20 protein-coding genes are annotated in these 18,657 nt (G+C 70.4%); 3 read left to right on the top strand and 17 right to left on the bottom strand.

Features of this window, described 5'->3' with window-relative positions; translation table 11 throughout:
• Window positions 1-8 precede the first annotated feature (8 nt).
• The 14 genes from nuoK to ACIA5G_RS02845 all read right to left on the bottom strand — a co-directional run bounded on the left by nuoK (window position 9) and on the right by ACIA5G_RS02845 (window position 13,776).
• Complete coding sequence (gene nuoK / locus ACIA5G_RS02910; RefSeq protein WP_247060354.1) at window positions 9-308, bottom strand: NADH-quinone oxidoreductase subunit NuoK; 300 nt, start codon at window positions 306-308, stop codon at window positions 9-11.
• Entirely contained in the window at window positions 305-1,177 is an 873-nt protein-coding gene (locus tag ACIA5G_RS02905) for an NADH-quinone oxidoreductase subunit J (protein WP_395920526.1), read from the bottom strand. The genes nuoK and ACIA5G_RS02905 overlap by 4 nt, the downstream gene beginning before the upstream one ends.
• Window positions 1,174-1,698, bottom strand: coding sequence for an NADH-quinone oxidoreductase subunit NuoI (gene nuoI / locus ACIA5G_RS02900; RefSeq protein WP_395920525.1), 525 nt, complete (start codon window positions 1,696-1,698; stop codon window positions 1,174-1,176). The genes ACIA5G_RS02905 and nuoI overlap by 4 nt, the downstream gene beginning before the upstream one ends.
• Window positions 1,685-3,034 carry an NADH-quinone oxidoreductase subunit NuoH gene (gene nuoH, locus ACIA5G_RS02895; protein WP_395920524.1) on the bottom strand — a complete coding sequence of 450 codons (1,350 nt, stop codon included), beginning with the start codon at window positions 3,032-3,034 and terminating at the stop codon, window positions 1,685-1,687. The genes nuoI and nuoH overlap by 14 nt, the downstream gene beginning before the upstream one ends.
• Window positions 3,031-5,505 carry an NADH-quinone oxidoreductase subunit G gene (locus ACIA5G_RS02890; RefSeq protein WP_395920523.1) on the bottom strand — a complete coding sequence of 825 codons (2,475 nt, stop codon included), beginning with the start codon at window positions 5,503-5,505 and terminating at the stop codon, window positions 3,031-3,033. Before ACIA5G_RS02890 ends, nuoH begins: the two co-directional genes overlap by 4 nt.
• The gene (gene nuoF / locus ACIA5G_RS02885; RefSeq protein WP_395920522.1) at window positions 5,502-6,800 is read right to left on the bottom strand and encodes an NADH-quinone oxidoreductase subunit NuoF; all 1,299 of its coding nucleotides are present in this window, start codon (window positions 6,798-6,800) and stop codon (window positions 5,502-5,504) included. Before nuoF ends, ACIA5G_RS02890 begins: the two co-directional genes overlap by 4 nt.
• On the bottom strand, window positions 6,800-7,678 hold the full coding sequence (gene nuoE, locus ACIA5G_RS02880; RefSeq protein WP_395920521.1) for an NADH-quinone oxidoreductase subunit NuoE: 879 nt from the start codon (window positions 7,676-7,678) through the stop codon (window positions 6,800-6,802). Before nuoE ends, nuoF begins: the two co-directional genes overlap by 1 nt.
• Complete coding sequence (locus ACIA5G_RS02875; protein ID WP_395920520.1) at window positions 7,675-9,006, bottom strand: NADH-quinone oxidoreductase subunit D; 1,332 nt, start codon at window positions 9,004-9,006, stop codon at window positions 7,675-7,677. The genes nuoE and ACIA5G_RS02875 overlap by 4 nt, the downstream gene beginning before the upstream one ends.
• Complete coding sequence (locus ACIA5G_RS02870) at window positions 9,003-9,752, bottom strand: NADH-quinone oxidoreductase subunit C (protein ID WP_395920519.1); 750 nt, start codon at window positions 9,750-9,752, stop codon at window positions 9,003-9,005. Before ACIA5G_RS02870 ends, ACIA5G_RS02875 begins: the two co-directional genes overlap by 4 nt.
• A gap of 4 nt (window positions 9,753-9,756) precedes the next feature.
• Complete coding sequence (locus tag ACIA5G_RS02865) at window positions 9,757-10,305, bottom strand: NADH-quinone oxidoreductase subunit B family protein (protein WP_020643101.1); 549 nt, start codon at window positions 10,303-10,305, stop codon at window positions 9,757-9,759.
• 4 nt (window positions 10,306-10,309) lie between these two features.
• Window positions 10,310-10,729: an NADH-quinone oxidoreductase subunit A gene (locus ACIA5G_RS02860; protein WP_395920518.1), complete on the bottom strand. Its 420-nt coding sequence runs from the start codon at window positions 10,727-10,729 to the stop codon at window positions 10,310-10,312.
• Window positions 10,730-11,235: 506 nt separating this feature from the next.
• Window positions 11,236-12,522: a geranylgeranyl reductase family protein gene (locus tag ACIA5G_RS02855; protein ID WP_395920517.1), complete on the bottom strand. Its 1,287-nt coding sequence runs from the start codon at window positions 12,520-12,522 to the stop codon at window positions 11,236-11,238.
• Window positions 12,523-12,531: 9 nt separating this feature from the next.
• On the bottom strand, window positions 12,532-13,221 hold the full coding sequence (locus ACIA5G_RS02850) for a demethylmenaquinone methyltransferase (protein ID WP_086838659.1): 690 nt from the start codon (window positions 13,219-13,221) through the stop codon (window positions 12,532-12,534).
• A gap of 9 nt (window positions 13,222-13,230) precedes the next feature.
• Complete coding sequence (locus tag ACIA5G_RS02845; RefSeq protein ID WP_395920516.1) at window positions 13,231-13,776, bottom strand: DUF4386 domain-containing protein; 546 nt, start codon at window positions 13,774-13,776, stop codon at window positions 13,231-13,233.
• Between the two features lie 53 nt (window positions 13,777-13,829).
• Here ACIA5G_RS02845 and ACIA5G_RS02840 point away from each other — a divergent pair, with 53 nt between their 5' ends.
• A complete protein-coding gene (locus tag ACIA5G_RS02840) occupies window positions 13,830-14,297 on the top strand; it encodes a MarR family winged helix-turn-helix transcriptional regulator (protein ID WP_395920515.1) in 468 nt (155 codons plus the stop codon).
• Window positions 14,298-14,308: 11 nt separating this feature from the next.
• On the opposite strand, the gene ACIA5G_RS02835 is transcribed toward ACIA5G_RS02840, so the two are convergent.
• Together ACIA5G_RS02835 and ACIA5G_RS02830 are read right to left on the bottom strand one after the other, a co-directional pair.
• Complete coding sequence (locus ACIA5G_RS02835; protein ID WP_395920514.1) at window positions 14,309-15,412, bottom strand: glycosyltransferase family 4 protein; 1,104 nt, start codon at window positions 15,410-15,412, stop codon at window positions 14,309-14,311.
• 2 nt (window positions 15,413-15,414) lie between these two features.
• Complete coding sequence (locus tag ACIA5G_RS02830) at window positions 15,415-16,485, bottom strand: glycosyltransferase family 4 protein (protein ID WP_395920513.1); 1,071 nt, start codon at window positions 16,483-16,485, stop codon at window positions 15,415-15,417.
• Between the two features lie 176 nt (window positions 16,486-16,661).
• Here ACIA5G_RS02830 and ACIA5G_RS02825 point away from each other — a divergent pair, with 176 nt between their 5' ends.
• Both ACIA5G_RS02825 and ACIA5G_RS02820 read left to right on the top strand, forming a co-directional pair.
• On the top strand, window positions 16,662-17,498 hold the full coding sequence (locus ACIA5G_RS02825) for an inositol monophosphatase family protein (protein WP_395920512.1): 837 nt from the start codon (window positions 16,662-16,664) through the stop codon (window positions 17,496-17,498).
• A 31-nt stretch (window positions 17,499-17,529) separates the two neighbouring features.
• Window positions 17,530-18,084 carry a GNAT family N-acetyltransferase gene (locus tag ACIA5G_RS02820; protein WP_395920511.1) on the top strand — a complete coding sequence of 185 codons (555 nt, stop codon included), beginning with the start codon at window positions 17,530-17,532 and terminating at the stop codon, window positions 18,082-18,084.
• 118 nt (window positions 18,085-18,202) lie between these two features.
• Here the strand turns inward: ACIA5G_RS02820 and ACIA5G_RS02815 are convergent, their stop codons facing one another.
• Window positions 18,203-18,652: a DUF3592 domain-containing protein gene (locus ACIA5G_RS02815; RefSeq protein ID WP_395920510.1), complete on the bottom strand. Its 450-nt coding sequence runs from the start codon at window positions 18,650-18,652 to the stop codon at window positions 18,203-18,205.
• Window positions 18,653-18,657 lie beyond the last annotated feature (5 nt).

Below are 18,657 nucleotides of genomic sequence, written 5' to 3'. Positions count from 1 at the left end.
GGTGTCTCCTAGTACTTCAGCAGGTTGGTGTCGTCGACCGAGGCCGAGCGCCGGGTGCGGAAGATGGCCATGATGATCGCCAGGCCGACCACGACCTCGGCGGCCGCGACGACCATCACGAAGAACGCCATGATCTGGCCGTCGAGGCTGCCGTTGATCCGGGCGAACGTCACGAGCGAGAGGTTCACCGCGTTCAGCATCAGCTCGATGCACATGAACACGACGATCGCGTTGCGGCGCACCAGCACCCCGACGGCGCCGATCGAGAACAGCAGCGCCGACAGCAGCAGGTAGTACGTCGGGGTCATTCCTTCTCCCCTTCGGCTTCCGAAGAGTCCGAGGGCTCCGAACCGACCAGCGCGTGCGCGTCCGGGTGCGGGCCCTCGTCCTTGACGAGCTTGCGTTCCTTCGCCAGCTCGATCGCCGAGGTGGACTCGATGATCGCCGACAGCGACTCGGGCGCGACCGTGCCGTCCGGCAGCAGCGCCGGGGTGGCCACCGAGTTGGCGGTGGCGAAGACACCCGGGCCGGGCAGCGGCGACGGCCGGTCGTGCTCGCCGCGGAAGCGCAGCACGACGAGCTCCTTCTGGGTGAGCTTCCCGCCCTTGGCGTGCCGGTCGGTGAAGGCCAGCACCATCGCGCCGACCGCGGCGGTGATGAGCAGCGCCGACGTCAGCTCGAACGGGAAGAGGTAGTCGGTGAAGATCAGCCGGCCGAGGCCCTTCGGCCCGCCGCCGGCCGGGGTGGCCGAGTCGAGCGGGACGGCCGGGGTGACGTTGTCCATCGCCCGGTAGATGCCGGTGGCCAGCAGCGCGGCCAGCCCGATGCCGAGCACGGTCGCGGCCAGCCGCTGCCCGCGCAGGACCTCGACGACCGAGTCCGAGCTCTCGCGGCCGACCAGCATCAGCACGAACAGGAACAGCATCATGATCGCGCCGGTGTAGACGATGATCTGCGTGAAGCCGAGGAACGGCGCCGACTGGATCATGTACAGCGCGCCCAGGCTCAGCATGGTCAGCACCAGCCACAGCGCCGAGTGCACGGCGTTGCGGGAGAAGATCATGCCGAGCGCGCCGAGCAGGCAGACCGGGCCGAGGATCCAGAACGCGATGGCCTCACCGGTCGTCACGCCCGCGGCGGCGCCGGTGGGCGCCTGGGCCAGGAGTGCGGTGATCACGGCTTGACCTCCCCGCGCGCGAGTTCGGGGCCGTTCACGTAGTAGTCCTGCTCGTTCTCGCCCAGCCGCATCGGGTGCGGCGGCTGCTCCATGCCGGGCAGCAGCGGGGCGAGCAGGTCTTCCTTCGTGTAGATCAGCCGCTGGCGGTCGTCGTCGGCCAGCTCGTAGAAGTTGATCATCGTCAGCGACCGCGTCGGGCACGCCTCGATGCAGAGGCCGCAGCCGATGCAGCGCAGGTAGTTGATCTGGTAGTCCGCGCCGTACCGCTCACCCGGCGAGAACCGGGCCTCCTCGGTGTTGTCACCGCCCTCGACGAAGATCGCGTCCGCCGGGCACGCCCAGGCGCACAGCTCGCAGCCGACGCACTTCTCGAGGCCGTCCGGGTGGCGGTTCAGCTGGTGCCGGCCGTGGTACCGCGGGGCGGCGGGGGCGCCGGCTTCCGGGTACTCCTCGGTGGCGACCTTCTTGAACATCATCCCGAAGGTGACGCCGAAGCCCTTGACGGGATCAAGAAACCCCATCTTGCGCTCCTTCCTTTGCGGTGCCGACGGCTGCCGGCTTGCGGCGGGCCGCCTTGGCTTCGGCCTTGGCCAAAGCCTTCTGACGCGGGGTGGTCTGCGGAACCTTGAGGTCCAGCGGCGGCACCGGGAACCCGCCGCCGGTCACCGGGATGCTCTCGCTCTCTTCCTCGCGGCCCGCGGCGCGGACGTAGAAGAACAGGGCGAGCACGATGAAGATCGCGACCGCGGCGATGATGATCGACGCGGTGTTCCAGGTGATGACCTTCGCGAAGGTCACCATGACGATCCACACCAGGTTCAGCGGGACCAGGACCTTCCAGCCCAGCCGCATGAACTGGTCGTAGCGCAGGCGGGGCAGCGTGCCGCGCAGCCAGATGAACCCGAAGAGCAGGACGAACATCTTCGCGAAGAACCACAGCACCGGCCACCAGCCGGTGTTGAGCACGTTGTTCCCGATCAGCGACAGCGGCCACGGGGCCATCCAGCCGCCGAGGAACAGCGTGGTGGCGAACGCCGAGACGATCACCATGTTGACGTACTCGGCGAGGAAGAACATCGCGAACTTCATCGAGCTGTACTCGGTGTGGAAGCCGCCGACCAGCTCCGACTCGGCCTCGGGGAGGTCGAACGGGGCGCGGTTGGTCTCACCGACCATCGAGATCAGGTAGATCACGAAGCTCGGGACCAGGTAGAGGAACCACACCGGCTGCTGCTTGGCGACGATGTCGGCCAGGTCCAGCGAACCGGCCTGCAGGATCACCGCGACGATCGACAGGCCCATCGCGATCTCGTACGAGATCACCTGCGCCGCCGAGCGCATGCCGCCGAGCAGCGGGTACGGCGAACCGGACGCCCAGCCGGCGAGCACGATGCCGTACACGCCGATCGAGGAGCAGGCCAGGATCACCAGCACGCTGACCGGCAGGTCAAGCAGCTGCAGCACGGTCCGCTCGCCGAAGATCGACACGACCGGGCCGAACGGGATGGCCGACAGCGCGATCAGCGCGGGCACCGCGGACAGCACCGGCGCGAGGAAGTACACCTTGCGGTCGGCGGTGTCCGGGATGATCTGTTCCTTGAACGGCAGCTTGATCGCGTCCGCCAGGGACTGCAGGTAACCGCCGGGGCCGACCCGGTTGGGGCCGGGCCGGTTCTGCATCCGGCCGACGGCCTTGCGCTCCCAGACGATCAGGAAGATCGTCATGATCGGCCCGATCAGCAGGATGACCACGGACTTCAGCAGGATCAGCCAGAACGGGTCGTCCGCGAGCAGCGCCGCACGCGTCGCCGCGTCCGGCACACTGCCCACGGCAGCTTCGGTCAGCAACGGTGTCACTGTTCACCCCCAGCGAGGTTCACCACGGCGCCGTGACCGGCGCCGAGCGTCTTGGCCACGGCGGAGCCGTCGGAGTTGCCCGGCAGCCACACCACGCCGTCGGGCAGGTCGGCGACCTCGATCGGCAGCGTGATCGCGCCGCGTTCGGTGCTCACCTTCACGACGGCGCCCAGGCCTTCCGCGGTCTTCGCGGACAGCCGCGCGACCGGCGTGCGCTGGGTGCCCTTGAGGTGCGGCTCGCCGTCCTGCAGGGACCCGTTGTCGATCAGCTGGCGCCAGGTCGACAGGATCGCCTGGCCGGCGCCCGGAGCCGCGGTGGCGCCTCCGGTTTCGGCTTCGACGTGACCCCAGCGCAGCGCCGAAGCCGGGCCGAGCTTCTCGTAGTCACCGCGCGCGGCGGCCGGCGTCTGCGTGAACAGGTCGACGTCCATCTCGACGGCCAAGGTGTCGAGCACCCGGCAGTCCGGCAGGGTGCCGACCCCCTCGATGGTGATGTCGAACGGGCGGGTGCGGCCTTCCCAGTTGAGGAAGCTGCCGGCCTTCTCGTCCGACGCCGCCACCGGGAGCACGACGTCCGCGCGTTCGGTCACCGCGCTGTGCCGCAGTTCGAGGCTGACGACGAACCCCGCGTTGTCCAGCGCGCGCAGCGCCAGGTCCGGGTCCGGCAGGTCGAACGGGTCGACCCCGCCGACGACCAGGCCGCCGAGCTCGCGGCTCGAAGCGGCCTTGAGGATCTCGGTCGCGTCGCGGCCGGGAGCGGACGGAAGCGGGACGCCCCAATCGTTTTCGACGGCGACACGCGCGGCGTCGTCACCGACTCGGCGGCCGCCGGGGAGCAGCGACGGCACGCAGCCGGTCTCCAGCGCACCCCGGTCACCGGCGCGGCGCGGGATCCACGCGAGCCGGACGCCGGTGCGCTCCACCAGGTCGTGCAGCGCGGAGAACAGGCCCGGCACCGAAGCGGCACGCTCGCCGACCAGGACGACCGCGTTCTCGCCGCGCAGGCCCTCGTCGAGGTCCGGCGCGTGCTTGGCGATGCCTTCGATGGCCGCGGCCTCGGCGCCGGGGACGCAGGCGAGCAGCTCGCCGAACGTCTTCTGCACCGACGACGTCGTCCACTGTCCCAAGTGGACGACGCGGGTGCGGTTCTTGCGGGCCGCCTTGCGCAGCCGCAGGAACACGATCGGCGCCTCGTCCTCGGGCTCGAACGCCACGCACAGGACCGTGCGGGCCCGCTCGATCTCGGCGAAGGTGACGCCGGACTCCGGGGTCACGCCCACGACGTGCGAGGTGAGGAACGCGAGCTCCTCGGCCGAGTGCGGCCGGGCGCGGAAGTCGACGTCGTTGGTCTGCAGGGCGACGCGGGCGAACTTCGAGTACGCGTAGGCGTCCTCGACGGTCAGCCGGCCTCCGGGCAGCACGCCGACGCCGCCGTTGGAGCGGGCCTCGGTGAGGCCGGCCGCGGCTGCTCGCAGCGCGTCGGTCCAGGACGCCTCTTCCAGCTCACCGGTCTCGCGGTTGCGGACCAAGGGACGCCGGATGCGGTCCTCGGCGCCCACGTAGCGGAAGGCGAAGCGGCCCTTGTCGCAGATCCACTCCTCGTTGACCTCGGGGTCGTCGCCGGCCAGCTTGCGCTGGACCTTGCCGCGCCGGAAGTCGGTGCGCTCGGCGCAGCCGGACGAGCAGTGCTCGCAGACGCTCGGCGAGGACACCAGGTCGAACGGGCGGGAACGGAACCGGTAGGCGGCACTCGTCAAAGCGCCGACCGGGCAGATCTGGATGACGTTGCCGGAGAAGTAGCTCTGGAACGGCTGGCCGGACGTCGTCCGCGACGCCAGGTCGAGCACGTCCGCCGTCTCCGCGGTGCCGATCTGCTGGTGGGCGCCGCGTTCGAGGAGCTCGATGAACGGGTCGCCGGCGATCTCGCGGGAGAACCGGGTGCAGCGCTGGCAGAGGACGCAGCGTTCGCGGTCCAGCAGCACCTGCGTCGAGATCGGCAGCGGCTTCGGGAACGTCCGCTTGGTGTCCACGAACCGCGACTCCGCGCGGCCGTGGGCCAGCGCCTGGTTCTGCAGCGGGCACTCGCCGCCCTTGTCGCAGATCGGGCAGTCCAGCGGGTGGTTGATGAGCAGCAGCTCCATCACACCCTGCTGGGCCTTGTCCGCGACCGGCGACGTCAGCTGCGTCTTGACGACCATGCCGTCGGCGACGGTCATCGTGCAGGACGCCTGCGGCTTCGGCATCGGCCGGCCGCCCATCTCGACCTCGACCAGGCACTGGCGGCAGGCGCCGGCCGGGTCGAGGAGCGGGTGGTCGCAGAACCGCGGGATGACCGTGCCGAGGCGTTCGGCCGTGCGGATCAGCAGCTCACCCTTGGGGGCGATGACCTCTTCGCCGTCGATGACCAGCTTGACGTGGCCCTCGGGGACCGGCGTCTCGGCGGTCTCGGTCTTGTCGGGGGCGATCGTCATGATGCCTGCGCTCCCACCAGTTCGGGCTTGGTCGCTTCGTGCCGGTTCTTCTCGCACAGCGCCAGGAATTCTTCGCGGAAGTACTTGATGCCGCTCTGGATCGGCGACACCGCGCCGTCACCGAGGGCGCAGAACGACCGGCCGAGGATGTTGTCGCAGACGTCGAGGAGGGTGTCGATGTCCTCCTCGGTGCCGTGGCCGTCGACCATGCGCTCGAGGATCTGCGCGAGCCAGTACGTGCCTTCGCGGCACGGGGTGCACTTGCCGCAGGACTCGTGCTCGTAGAACTGCGTCCACTTCATCACGGCCCACGGCACCGACACGGTCTCGTTGAAGACCTGGACGGCGGTCGTCCCCAGCATCGACCCGGCTTCCGCCGCGCCCTCGAAGTCCAGGGGAACGTCGAGGTGCTCGGCGGTGAACATCGGGGTGGACGAGCCGCCCGGGGTCCAGAACTTGAGCGGGATCCCGTCCTTCATGCCGCCCGCCATGTCCAGCAGCTCGCGCAGCGTGGTGCCGAGCGGGCACTCGTACTGGCCGGGCTTCTCGACGTGGCCGGAGATCGAGTAGATCTTCGGGCCGGGCGACTTCTCGCGGCCCATCTCGCGGAACCAGCTCGAACCGCCGTTGACGATGAACGGCGCGCTCGCGATGGTCTCGACGTTGTTGACCGTGGTCGGCGCGGCGTAGAGACCCGCGGCCGCGGGGAACGGCGGCTTGAGCCGCGGCTGGCCACGACGGCCTTCCAGCGAGTCGAGCAGCGCCGTCTCCTCACCGCAGATGTACGCGCCCGCTCCCGCGTGGACGGTGATCTTGAGGTCGAAGCCGGAGCCGAGGATGTTCTCGCCCAGGTAGCCCGCCGCTTCGGCTTCGCGCACGGCCGCGTTGAGGCGGCGGATGCAGTGCAGCGCCTCACCGCGGACGTAGATGAAGCAGTGGTTCGAGCGCATCGCGTACGAGGCGATGATGCAGCCCTCGATGAGCGAGTGCGGGTCCGCCATCATCAGCGGGATGTCCTTGCACGTCCCGGGTTCGCCTTCGTCGGCGTTGATCACCAGGTAGTGCGGCTTGTCGAAGTTCGGCGGCATGAACGACCACTTGATGCCGGCCGGGAAGCCCGCGCCGCCGCGGCCGCGCAGGCCCGAGTCCTTGACCAGCTGGACGAGCTGCTCCGGCGTGCCGGCGAGCGCCTTGCGGACGGCCGTGTAGCCCTCGAGAGCTTCGTACGTCCCGATCTGCCAGGAGTTCGGCGACAGCCAGCGCTTCGTGAGGACCGGCGTAATGGGATCTGCCATTACTTCTTCTCCCCATCTTTAACAGGCACAGCAGGCAGCGGGACGTCCTGGGCGACCGGCGCGACCCAGCCGCGCTCCTGCGCGATCTGCGCGCCCCGCAGGGTTTCGACGGCCTGCGAAGGACCGTCGACGTCCGTGCGGTACTGGCGCTCGTCCTCCGGGAAGAACCCGGCGAGCTGCAGCTCGGCGCCCTTGAAGTTCGTCAGCGGGGCGCCACGCGTCGGGGCCGGGCGCTTGCCCGCCTGCAGCGCGTCGACCAGCGCGACGGCCTTGTCCTCGGTCTGGTTGTCGAAGTACTCGTAGTTGACCTGGATGACCGGCGCGAGGTCGCAGGCCGCGAGGCACTCGGCGTGCTCGAGGGTGATCGAGCCCGGCTCGTTCGGCGTGCCCGCGGTTTCGTTGTGCCCCAGCGGTTCCGACTCGGACCCGAGGTGCGACTGGAGCTTCTTGTAGATCGCGTCGCCACCCATGGCCGCGCAGAGCGTGTTGGTGCAGACGCTCACGAGGTGCTCACCGCACGGCTTGCGCTTGTACATCGTGTAGAACGTCGCGACCGCGCTGACCTCGGCGTCGGACAGCTCGAGCTGCTTCGCGCAGAACGCGATGCCCTCCTGGCTGACGTAGCCCTGCACGGACTGCACGAGGTGCAGCATCGGCAGCAGCGCCGAGCGGGACACCGGGTAACGCGCGATCAGGTCCTGGGCCCGCGCGACGACACCTTCGTCGAAGATGTCTTCGAGCGGCGTGTCTTCGATGATCCCGGCGGCGACCGCGGGGTCGGGCGCGATGGCGATCACGTCGACGTCGCCGCCGGCCGCGGCGTGCGTCTGGTCGGCCGCGTGGGGCCCGGGCTCGGGCACCGCGGTGGATGAGGTCATCGGTCCACTCCCCCCATGACGGGGTCGATCGAGGCGATCGCGGCGATTACGTCCGCGACCAGGCCGCCTTCGGCCATTGCGGGCATCGACTGCAGGTTCACGAAGCTCGGTTCGCGCACGTGGACCCGCAGCGGCCGGGTGCCGCCGTCGGACACCAGGTGCGCGCTCAGCTCGCCGCGCGGCGACTCGACCGACGTGTAGACCTGCCCGGCCGGCACCTTGAAGCCCTCGGTGACCAGCTTGAAGTGGTGGATCAGGGACTCCATCGACTGGCCCATGATCTTCTTGACGTGCTCGAGCGAGTTGCCCATGCCGTCACTGCCGATCGACAGCTGCGCGGGCCAGGCGACCTTCTTGTCCTCGACCATGACCGGGCCCGGCTCGAGCTTCTCCAGGCACTGCTCGATGATCTTGAGGCTCTCGTGCATCTCGTGCACCCGGATCAGGTAGCGCGACCAGCAGTCGGCGCCGTTGTCCACGGGCACGTCGAAGTCGAACTCGTCGTAGCAGGAGTACGGCTCGGTCTTGCGCAGGTCCCACGGCAGGCCCGCGGACCGCAGCACCGGGCCGGTGACGCCGAGCGCGAGGCACGCGTCCACCGGCAGGTACCCGACACCCTTGAGCCGGTTGCGCCAGATCGGCTGCCCGGTGAAGAGCTTGTCGTACAGCGGAAGGCGTTCCTTCATCGTCTTGACGAATTCGGTGACCTTCTCGCGGTAGTCCTCGGGCATGTCCTGCGCGAGGCCGCCGGGGCGGATGAACGCGTGGTTCATGCGCAGGCCGGTGAGGTGCTCCAGCAGGTGCAGCACGACCTCGCGCTCGCGGAAGCCGAGCGTCATCGCGGTGGTGGCGCCGAGCTCCATGCCGCCGGTGGCGATGTAGACCAGGTGCGAGCCGATCCGGTTGATCTCCAGCAGCATCACGCGCAGCAGTTCCGCGCGCCGCGGCGCCCGGATGCCCAGCAGCTTCTCGACGCCGAGGCAGTACGCCATCTCCGTCGAAAGCGGGGCCAGGTAGTCCATGCGCGTCACGAAGGTGACGCCCTGGGTCCAGGTCCGGTACTCGCAGTTCTTCTCGATGCCGGTGTGGAGGTAGCCGATGACCGACCGCAGCTGCGTGACGGTCTCGCCCTCCATCTCCAGCACGAGCCGGAGCACGCCGTGCGTCGACGGGTGCTGCGGGCCCATGTTGATGACCATGCGCTCGTCGTGCTGGGCGTCGGCGACGACGTCGTCCCAGTCACCGCCGGAGACCGAGTAGACGCGGCCTTCGGTCGTGTCGCGGGAATCGGCTTCCGGGACTTCGGTGGTTTCGTCGTTGATCGTCACGAGTAAGACCTCCGCTGGTCCGGCGGCGGGATCTCCGCGCCCTTGTATTCGACCGGGATCCCGCCGAGCGGGTAGTCCTTGCGCTGGGGGTGGCCGTCCCAGTCGTCCGGCATGAGGATGCGGGTGAGCGCCGGGTGGCCGTCGTAGACGATGCCGAACATGTCCCAGGTCTCCCGCTCCTGCCAGTCGGCGGTCGGGTAGATCCCGACCAGCGACGGCACGTGCGCGTCGTCGACGTCGAGGGTGACCTCGAGCCGGATGCGGCGGCGGTAGGTGAGGGAAGTGAAGTGGTACACCGAGTGCAGCCGCTGCGGGACGTCGACGCCGTAGTCCACGCCGGACACCGAGGACAGCAGCTCGAAGCGGAGACCGCCGTCGTCGCGCAGCACCTTCGCGATCGCGGGCAGCTGCTCGCGGGCGACGTAGAAGGTGATCTCGCCGCGGTCGACCGTCGTCTGCAGGATCGCTTCGGCGGGGATCTTGTTGTCCGCCAGTGCCGCGTAGAACTCGTCGGCGAACTGGTCGAACCAGCCGCCGTACGGGCGCTCGGCCGGCGCGGGGCTGTAGGCCGGGAGCCGGACGCCGCCGTAGCCGGAGGTGTCGCCGGAACCGTGCACGCCGAACATGCCCTGGCGTTCGCGGCCGGTGACGACGGGCTCGGCGGGCCGGGTGCCGCGGGGCTCGAGGCCGCCTTCGGGGCGGTCGGCGCTGGACTGCTCGCCGCCGGTCTCAGGGGTTTCAGTCATCGCTCTACTTCTTCGCGTACTTGATCGACGACGCGACGAGCTCGGTGCGCGCCCCGCTGGCGGCGCGGATGGCGGCGCGGCGGGCGTTGATCGGCTCGTCCTGGATCTTGGCGTGCAGCTTGAGGATCGCGTCCAGCAGCATCTCCGGCCGCGGCGGGCAGCCGGGCAGGTACATGTCGACCGGCACGATGTGGTCGACGCCCTGGACCACGGCGTAGTTGTTGAACATGCCGCCGGAGGAGGCGCAGACGCCCATCGCGAGCACCCACTTGGGCTCGGCCATCTGGTCGTAGATCTGGCGCAGGACCGGGGCCATCTTCTGGGTGACCCGGCCGGCGACGATCATCAGGTCGGCCTGCCGCGGCGTCGCGCTGAAGCGCTCCATGCCGAAGCGGGCGATGTCGTAGCGGGAGCCGCCGACGGTCATCATCTCGATCGCGCAGCAGGCGAGCCCGAAGGTCGCGGGCCACATCGAGTTCTTCCGCGACCAGTTGACGAGACCTTCGAGACTGGCCAGCAGGATGCCGTTGGGGAGTTTCTCTTCGAGGCCCATGGGTCTAGTTCCAATCCAGGCCGCCGCGCCGCCACACGTAGGCGTACGCGAAGCCGACCGTCGCGATGAACAGCAGGATCTCCACCAGGCCGAAGGTGCCCAGCGCGTCCGCCTGCACGGCGAACGGGTAGAGGAAGACCATCTCGATGTCGAACAGGATGAACAGCATCGCGGTGATGTAGTACGCCACCGGCATCCGGCCGCCGCCGACGAGCGGCTGCGGGGACGGCTCGATGCCGCACTCGTAGGCCTCGAACTTGGCCTTGTTGTAGCGGCTGGGGCCGACCAGCGGGCCCAGCAGCACCGACAGCACGGCGAAACCGAGCGCCAGCACGAACAACAGGACCAGGGGCAGGTAGGGCTTCAGGCTCGGGGCCTCTTGCGCCAGCTGCACCGTGTCGGTCCGGGTCAGCAACGTCAGCACGGGGTCTTCGCCATCCTTTCCGCGCCGCTGCGGTTTTGCTTGTGGTGGAACCGCCGGCCTCGTCGGCACCCTAAGGGACCTGGGTCACACCGCCGAGGGTCAGGGTCTCCTTACGGCCCGTGGCGGGGCCACGGCGTGCTTGTGAAATAGTTCACAAGCCACTCGTCGTGGATGTGAAGGGATTCACAAAGCATGGGGGGAGTGTAGGACGCGACTCACATTCTTGTCCCTAGGCCCCCGTGTTATCAGGGTGCCCTAAGTTCCAGCGCCAACGTTGTCACAGCCCGGCAACGGCGCCCGCGCGACCTGCGCGAAGACCCTTCAAGATCGCCCGCCGGGCGGACAATCCGGGCGTTGACCTGTGAGCTATCCCACTGACCGCACGGCCAACTTGTTACTCCACCCGTGTGTCCGCGCGCGCGACCAACCCCGAGCTTTCCCTGGGAAAGATGCGTCGGAGGGCCCTCGAGACGCATCTTTCCCAGGGAAAGTGACAGCTTCGGGGGTCAGCGCGGGGAGGGGGCCGCCTTGGCGAGGGCCGAGATGAGGCGGTCGACGCCGTCGCCGCCCTTGGCGTCGTAGCAGCCCGACAGGCCCTTGTAGACCAGCGGCAGGAGCTTGTTGATCCGCAGCCCGTACTTCGTGCAGGCGTGCATGATCTTCGGCTTGCCGATGATCTTCGCGAAGACGTTCCCCAGCTGGTAGTAGCCGCCCATCAGCTCACGGACCGCGCGTGGGTACGCCTCCAGTGCCCGCTCACGCGAAGGCCCTTCGCGCCGTGCCAGCGCCTGGACGACGACCTCCGCGGCGATCTGCGCGGACTCCATCGCCGCCGAGATGCCTTCGCCGTTGAACGGGCTGACCATGCCGCCCGCGTCGCCGAGCAGCAGGAGGCCGTCGCGGTAGTGCGGGGTGCGGTTGAAGCCCATCGGGAGGCCGGCGCCGCCGACCTTGCCGATCGCGTTCTCCTCGCGGTAGCCCCACTCTTCCGGCGTCCCGTCGAGCCACTGGCGCAGCAGCGCGCGGTAGTCGGTGTTCCGGAACGAGGCGGACGTCGAGAGCATGCCGAGGCCGACGTTCACCGTGCCGTCGCCGAGCGGGAACGCCCAGCCGTAACCCGGCAGCAGCTTCGGGTCGCGCGGATCCGACTTGTCCCACAGCTCGAGGTGGCCCTCGATGAACGGGTCGTCGTGACGCGGGCTCTTGTAGTACTGGCGCACCGCGACGCCCATCGGGCGCTTCTCGTTCTTCTGGATGCCGACGCTCAGCGCGAGCCGCGCGGACACGCCGTCACAGGCCAGGACGAGCGGTGCGCGGTAGTTGACCGGCGTCCGCTCCGGGCCGACCTTCGCCTCGACGCCGACCACACGCCCTGTCGTGTCGGTGATCGCGCTGGTGACGGTCGTGCGCTCGTACAGCCGCGCGCCCGCCTTGACCGCGAGCTTCGCGAGCAGGTCGTCGAAGTCGTGACGCGTGCGGGAAACGCCGTACGGCGGATAGCTGGTGAGGTCCGGCCAGTCGAGTTCGAGCGTCAGGTCGCCGGTGAGGATCCGCAGGCCGCGGCTGTGCACCCAGCCGGCGTCTTCGCTCGTGTCGATCCCCAGGTCGATCAGCTGCTTGACGCCGCGCGGGGTCAGGCCGTCGCCGCAGACCTTCTCGCGCGGGAACTCGGTCTTCTCCAGCAGCAGGACGTCGACGCCCGACCGGGCGAGGTAGGTCGCGACGGTGGACCCGGCCGGTCCGGCGCCGACGACGATGACTTCGGCGTCCTGGTCAGGGCTTCGACGACTCATACCGCGAGTTTAGGCAGGCTTCCGGGCGCGGTGGATCGCGACGACGCCGAATGTGAGGTTCAACCACTCGACGTCGGCCCAGCCGGCGCTCGCGATGATCTCGCCGAGCGTGCGCTGGTCCGGCCAGGCCAGCATCGATTCGGCCAGGTAGGAGTAGGCCTCGGGGTTGGACGACGTCCGCTTGCCGACCCACGTGAGCAGCTTCAGCATGAACCGCCGGTGGATGAACCGGATCGGCGCGAACGGCGGTGTCGAGACCTCGCAGATCACCAGCCGGCCGCCCGGCTTGACCACGCGGGCGATCTCGGTGAGCGCGGCCTTCGTGTCGACGAAGTTCCGCAGCGCCAGGGAGATCGTCACGGCGTCGAAGCTCTCGTCGGCGAACGGCAGGTTCAGCGCGTCCGCCGCGACCATCGGCACCTTGCGGTGCAGCCCGGCGCGGAGCATGCCGAACGAGAAGTCCGCGGCCAGGCACCAGGCGCCACCGCGGGCGTACTCGACGGTGGACACCCCGGTGCCGGCGGCGAGGTCCAGGACCTTCTCGCCGCGGCGGGCGTCGAGCACGCGGGCGGTGGTGGTGCGCCAGCGCCGGTCGAAGCCGAAGGTCATGAACGAGTTCGCCCGGTCGTACCCGTCCGCGACGCCGTCGAACATGGCGGCGACTTCGTGCGGGTCCTTGTCCAGGCTTGCGCGTGACATGACTTGAGATTAGTCGCGGCGCTTGAGGAAGGTCGCGAGCACCAGCCAGACGAGGCCGCCGAAGCGGCCGACCGGGATCAACGGGTAGAGCACGTCGGTCAGCATGCCGAACGCCGAAAGCCCGGCCAGCGCGGCGATGACGTACCCGGTGACCGCCAGCCACTTTCGCTCGGTCCGGGCCACAACCGCGATCAGCAGCGCCAGGGGCACCGCAAATCCGAAGGCGCCGCCGGCGAAGGCCAGCGAGGTGAAGGCGCGGGCGAGGTCCGGGTTCTGGGCGGCCGTCCAAGTGGCGAGGCCGCTCAGCAGCAGCGAACCCGACGCGAGCAGGCCACCGGCGAAACCGAGCTGCGGCGGTCTGGCGGCCGCGGTCCAGGTCGCCAAGGACAGCCCCGCGCCGAAGACGACCAGCGCGAGCAGCTGGACGAGGCCCTGGTGGGTGGCGTTGTAGGCGGCGACGTCGGCGGCGGAGGAGTCCGGGCGGGTGCCGGTGGCGCCGAGGACTCCCCCGGCGACGGTGAACAGGCCGTAGGCGATGATCGCAATTCGTTTCATGCCTTAAACGATTACACTGGTGTAATCGATTGTCAACGGCTATCGTTCCGGCCATGGAAGCTCCCCGGTTCGGCAGCGCGTTCCTGCTGGCCCAGGTCGGCGCGCACGCGGCACAGCGGTTCACCGAGCGGATCGGCGAGCTGGACCTGACGCCGGCGCAGGTCGGGCTGCTGCGGCTGGTCGCGTCCCGACCGGGGCAGAGCCAGCAGAAGCTGGCCAAGCAGCTCGGCACGCCGGCGACCCGGCTGGTCCCGCTGGTCGACGGCCTGGAGAAGCGCGGCCTGATCGAACGCCGCCGCAACGCCGAGGACCGGCGGCTCTACGCGCTGGAGCTGAGTTCGGCGGGCCGGGAACTGATGGGCCGCGTCGCGCAGACGGCGATGGCGCACGAACGCACGATCACCGCGGCACTCACCGACGACGAACGCGCCACCCTCCACACCCTGCTGACCAAGGTCGCCGACGAGCAGAACCTCACGCCCGGCGTCCACCCCGGCTACGGCCGCCTCGGAAAGCCCTGACCAGTGCCGTGTCAGCGGAAGGCGGCCAGCATTCCGGCCACCGCGGCCGGCCAGGTGAACTCCTCGGCCCGCGCCCGGGCCGCCGCGCGGCGCAGGTCTTCCGGGCTCACCAGGAGGTTCGTGACGGCCGAGGCGAACGCGGGCGCGTGGTCGTCCACCGCCGCGCCGCAGCCCGGCCGGACGATCTCCCGCAGCGCCGACGACGCCGAGACCACCACCGGCGTCCCGGACGCCAGGGCCTCCAGCGCGGCGAGCCCGAATGTCTCGTGCGGGCCCGGCGCCAGTGAGACGTCCGCGCTGGCCAGCAGGCGTGCGACGTCGCCGCGGCCGGACAGGAACCCCAGGAACGTCACCGGCAGGCCGCGCGCCCGGCGTTCCAGCGCGCGTCTTCGCGGGCCGTCGCCGGCTACGACCAGCCGCACCCGCGCGCCCGACTCCGTCAGCTCCGCGACGGTGTCCACGCTGCGCTCCACGTGCTTCTCCGGCGACAGGCGTCCACAGTGGACGAGCAGCGCGTCCGCTCCCCCGGTGAGGTCGGTGCGCCAGCCGTCGTCGCGCATGGCGGGCCGGAACGTCGTGAGGTCGACGCCGAGCGGCACGCGGTGGACGTTCGGCGCCTCGATCCGGTCGAACTCCGCCCGTGCGAACGCCGTGGTGCAGACGACCGTGTCGTAGCTCGCCGCCATCCGCCGGTTGGCGACGTCGGCGACGCGGCGCGCCACAACCTCGGGTAGCAGGAACTGCTCCAGCAGCCGGTCGAGGCGCTCGTGGGAGATCACCGTGCTGGGGACGCCGTGCCGCCGCGCCCAGCCGCCCATCCCCCGCAGCGTCAGCCGGTCCGACACCTCCAGGCGGTCCGGCTCGAGCTTGCGCAGCACCGCGCGGACCCGGTGCGGGTCGACGGCGCGGTAGCCGCCGGTGCCCGGGATCTTCGGCGCGGGCAGGGAAAACCGGCGGACGCCGGTCGGCAGGACTTCGTCGGCGTAGCGGGTGCCGGGCACCACGAGCGTCACCTCGTGCCCGCTCGCGACGTACCCGGCGCCGAGGTGGTGCAGTGCCGTGCGCAACCCGCCCGAGCGTGGCCCGTAGAAGTTCGCGAGCTGGACGATGTGCATGGTCAGGCCGCGCGGGCGGCGCGGCCCTGCACGGCTTCGTAGTGCCCCATCAGCTCGTGGCAGACGGCGGGCCAGGTCCGCCCGAGCACCACCTTGCGCGCCTTCTCACCGAGCCGCGCCCGCAGCGCGGCGTCGCGCAGGGCGTCGATCTTCTCGAGCAGTGCCGGGCCGAACAGCTCGCGGTCCGCGGGCAGCAGGTAGCCGGTGCGGCCGGGCAGCACGAGGTCCTTCGGGCCGCCCGCGTCCGGCGCGAGCACCGGCAGGCCGGACGCCATCGCTTCCTGCACCGCCTGGCAGAACGTCTCGTGCGGGCCGGTGTGGACGAAGACGTCGAAGCTCGCGTACGCCGCCGAGAGCTCGTCGCCGTACTTCGCGCCGAGGAACGCCGCGTCCGGCAGTTGCGCCTTGAGGCTTTCGAGTTCGGGGCCGTCACCGACGACGACCACGCGGATCCCCGGCACCCCGGCCAGCGCGGCCAGCCGGTCGACTTCCTTCTCGGGCGCCAGCCGGCCGACGAACCCGACGAGCAGCTCGCCGTTCGGCGCGAGTTCGGCCCGCAGCGCCGCGTCGGCGTGCTCCGGGGAGAACCGATCGATGTCGACCCCCCGCGCCCAGCGGTGCACCCGCGGGACGCCGTGTAGCTCCAGCTGCTCGACCGAGTCGCTGGACGGCGCCAGCGTCCGGTCGGCGCGCGAGTGCAGCCGCCGCACCCAGCGCCACGCGGCGCGGGCGGCGAGGCCGAAGCCGTACGCGGCGGCGAACCCGGCGATGTCGGTCTGGTAGACGGCGATCGACGGCACCCGCAGCCGGCGCGCCGCGGCCAGCCCGCGCGCGCCGACCACGAACGGCGAGGCCAGGTGCACGACGTCCGGGCCGAACGCGGCCAGCGCGTTCAGCACCGTGCGGGTCGGCACGCCGATCGGCAGCGAGTGGACGCCGGGGAAGTCGAGCGCCGGGATCCGGATCACCGGGGCGCCGCGGTAGGAGTCCGGGCCCGGGCCGGGCGCGATGATCAGCACGTCGTGCCGGCGTTCGCGCAGGTGCTCGACCACCCGGAGGACGGAGTTGGTCACGCCGTTCACCTGGGGCAGGAAACTTTCGGTGACTATCGCGACTCGCACGATCCGACCATCGCACCCGATCCTGGCGACCGCGTGACACGGCGGCCAACGGTTCCGGAACAGATCGGCCACGACATGTCATCTCAAGGTCGTGTGCCGGAAACCAGCGGGGCCCAGACTAAGCAGGCATGACCCTCTTGTCCTCCAGGCCGCCGCGGCCCGTGGAGCCCGGCCTGCTGTCGAGGGCCCTCGAAGTCGCCGGTCGGCTGGCCAACGACGCCACCGACGTCATCACCGCGACCGCCGGACGGGGGGCGCACCCGGCCACGCTGGACTCCCCGTTCGACTGGGTCACCGACACCGACCGGATCCTCGAACGGCACACCCGGCGCGTGCTGACCGCGGAGTTCCCGGGCATCCCGGTGGTCGGCCACGAGTTCGGCGCCGACCACGGCGCGGACGTCGCCGAGTACCGCTGGGTGGTCGACTCGGTGGACGGCACGGCGAACTACGTCGCCGGGGTGCCGTGGTGCGCGTACAGCCTGGCGCTGGTGGACGCGGCCGGACCGGTGGTGGGTGTGGTGGCGGACCCGTACCGCGCCCAGATCTACGCCGCGGCGCGCGGACGAGGGGCCCGCGCGAACGGCAAACCGGTGCGGTTGACGGACCGCTGCGTCACGGCGGGCGCTCTGGTGTTCACGGAGTTCGCCCGCCGCGGCCCCTGGCCGGGGATGGGCGAGTTCATCGGGCGAGCGGCGGCGGCCCACGCGGGGGTCCGGGTCCTGGGCTGCGCGGCGTTGTCGATCGCGCAGGTGGCGCTGGGCCACGCGGCGGCGGCGGTGCTGCACAGCTACCACGAATGGGACGTCGCGGGCTCGGTGGCGATGGCCATCGAGGCGGGCGCGGTGGTGCTGGACAAGCACGGCGAGGACACGGCCCTGCCCACGGACGGCCTGCTGGTGGCGGCGCCGGGCGTGGCGGACGAGGTGCTGGGCTGGTGGCAGGAGACGGCCCACGCGAGCTGAAACCGGTTGCGCGCGCGGTGATGATCGACGCATGCCCACGCTCCACACGCCGCGTCTGACCCTCGTTCCGCTGGCCGACGAGCACCTCGAGTTGGAGTACGAGCTGGACTCGGACCCCGAAGTAATGCGGTACCTGACGGGGCGGGCCGCGACCCGCGCCGAGGTCGAGGCCGCGCACCGGCGCCGGATGGCGACCGCACCCGGCTTCGGCTTCTGGATGGGCTTCGCCGCCGGTGACTTCGTCGGCTGGTGGATCCTGCGGCCACCGCACGGCCCGGACCAGCCCGACGTCGAAGGCGAAGCCGAGCTGGGGTACCGGTTGCTGCGCCGGCACTGGCGGCAGGGATACGCCCGCGAAGGCTCCCTCGAGCTGATCCGGTACGGCTTCTCGGAGCTCGGCCTCGACCGCATCTTCGCCCAGACGATGGCGGTCAACACCCCGTCCCGCGCGACGATGGCTTCAGCCGGGCTCACGTTCGCCCGCGCGTTCACTTCGGCCGCGGACTATGACGAGGTGCTCCCGGGCGCCGAGCAGGGTGAGGTCGAGTACGAAATCACCCGGAGCCGATGGCAGGGGACGGCCTGAGTTGTCCACATCGGGCGCGGCTGTCCACAGATTTGCCGCGTCACCCCTTCGAGGGGGTGGGCGCCGATAGACTGGGACAGGGCACGGCCCCCTGGGTGTGGCGGGGTGTTTTGGCTGGTCAGGCGGCGGCCGGGAGCTCGGCGTCAGCTCGTTTGTTCTGCCGCCGGATCCACCACAGGATCGGCCCCGCCACCAGCCAGGTGAACAGCACGAAGCTCCCCAGCGGCAGCAACGTCAACGTCGCCGAGCGGCCCGCCACCCGGGCCAGCTCCGGGTCCGTCGCGTCGTACTCGATGCGGACCAGCTGGCCCGCCGCCAGGCCGTCGGGGTACAACACCCCGTTCGCCGGGCTGTGGACGATGCCGTCCGGGGTTTCGAAGTGGATGATCGTGCGGTCGAAGGCCACCGAGTCGACCGTGGCCGTCGCCGTGCCGAGCTGGGCGGCGATCGCGCGGTCGTTGCGGATCGCCGCGAAGAGCAGGCAGACGCACATCACGGTGAGGAGCGAGGCGACGCCGACGGTGACCCACCAGCCGACGCGCCTCGCCCGCTCACCTTTCGTGCTCACGCCGC

The sequence above is a fragment of the Amycolatopsis sp. NPDC051758 genome (genome assembly GCF_044453095.1).
GTDB lineage: Bacteria > Actinomycetota > Actinomycetes > Mycobacteriales > Pseudonocardiaceae > Amycolatopsis.
The sequence above is the reverse complement of the archived record's forward strand: the minus strand, read 5'-3'. Positions and strand labels throughout refer to the sequence as shown.

Excerpts from the sequence above, each read along its gene's own strand:
- ACIA5G_RS02890 (WP_395920523.1), bottom strand. The coding sequence starts at position 5,505 with ATGACGATCGCCCCCGACAAGACCGAGACCGCCGAGACGCCGGTCCCC.
- nuoK (WP_247060354.1), bottom strand. The coding sequence starts at position 308 with ATGACCCCGACGTACTACCTGCTGCTGTCGGCGCTGCTGTTCTCGATC.
- nuoF (WP_395920522.1), bottom strand. The coding sequence starts at position 6,800 with ATGGCAGATCCCATTACGCCGGTCCTCACGAAGCGCTGGCTGTCGCCG.
- ACIA5G_RS02870 (WP_395920519.1), bottom strand. The coding sequence starts at position 9,752 with ATGACTGAAACCCCTGAGACCGGCGGCGAGCAGTCCAGCGCCGACCGC.
- ACIA5G_RS02850 (WP_086838659.1), bottom strand. The coding sequence starts at position 13,221 with ATGTCACGCGCAAGCCTGGACAAGGACCCGCACGAAGTCGCCGCCATG.
- ACIA5G_RS02865 (WP_020643101.1), bottom strand. The coding sequence starts at position 10,305 with ATGGGCCTCGAAGAGAAACTCCCCAACGGCATCCTGCTGGCCAGTCTC.
- ACIA5G_RS02855 (WP_395920517.1), bottom strand. The coding sequence starts at position 12,522 with ATGAGTCGTCGAAGCCCTGACCAGGACGCCGAAGTCATCGTCGTCGGC.
- ACIA5G_RS02825 (WP_395920512.1), top strand. The coding sequence starts at position 16,662 with ATGACCCTCTTGTCCTCCAGGCCGCCGCGGCCCGTGGAGCCCGGCCTG.
- nuoE (WP_395920521.1), bottom strand. The coding sequence starts at position 7,678 with ATGACCTCATCCACCGCGGTGCCCGAGCCCGGGCCCCACGCGGCCGAC.
- ACIA5G_RS02845 (WP_395920516.1), bottom strand. The coding sequence starts at position 13,776 with ATGAAACGAATTGCGATCATCGCCTACGGCCTGTTCACCGTCGCCGGG.
- ACIA5G_RS02840 (WP_395920515.1), top strand. The coding sequence starts at position 13,830 with ATGGAAGCTCCCCGGTTCGGCAGCGCGTTCCTGCTGGCCCAGGTCGGC.
- ACIA5G_RS02820 (WP_395920511.1), top strand. The coding sequence starts at position 17,530 with ATGCCCACGCTCCACACGCCGCGTCTGACCCTCGTTCCGCTGGCCGAC.
- nuoI (WP_395920525.1), bottom strand. The coding sequence starts at position 1,698 with ATGGGGTTTCTTGATCCCGTCAAGGGCTTCGGCGTCACCTTCGGGATG.
- ACIA5G_RS02835 (WP_395920514.1), bottom strand. The coding sequence starts at position 15,412 with ATGCACATCGTCCAGCTCGCGAACTTCTACGGGCCACGCTCGGGCGGG.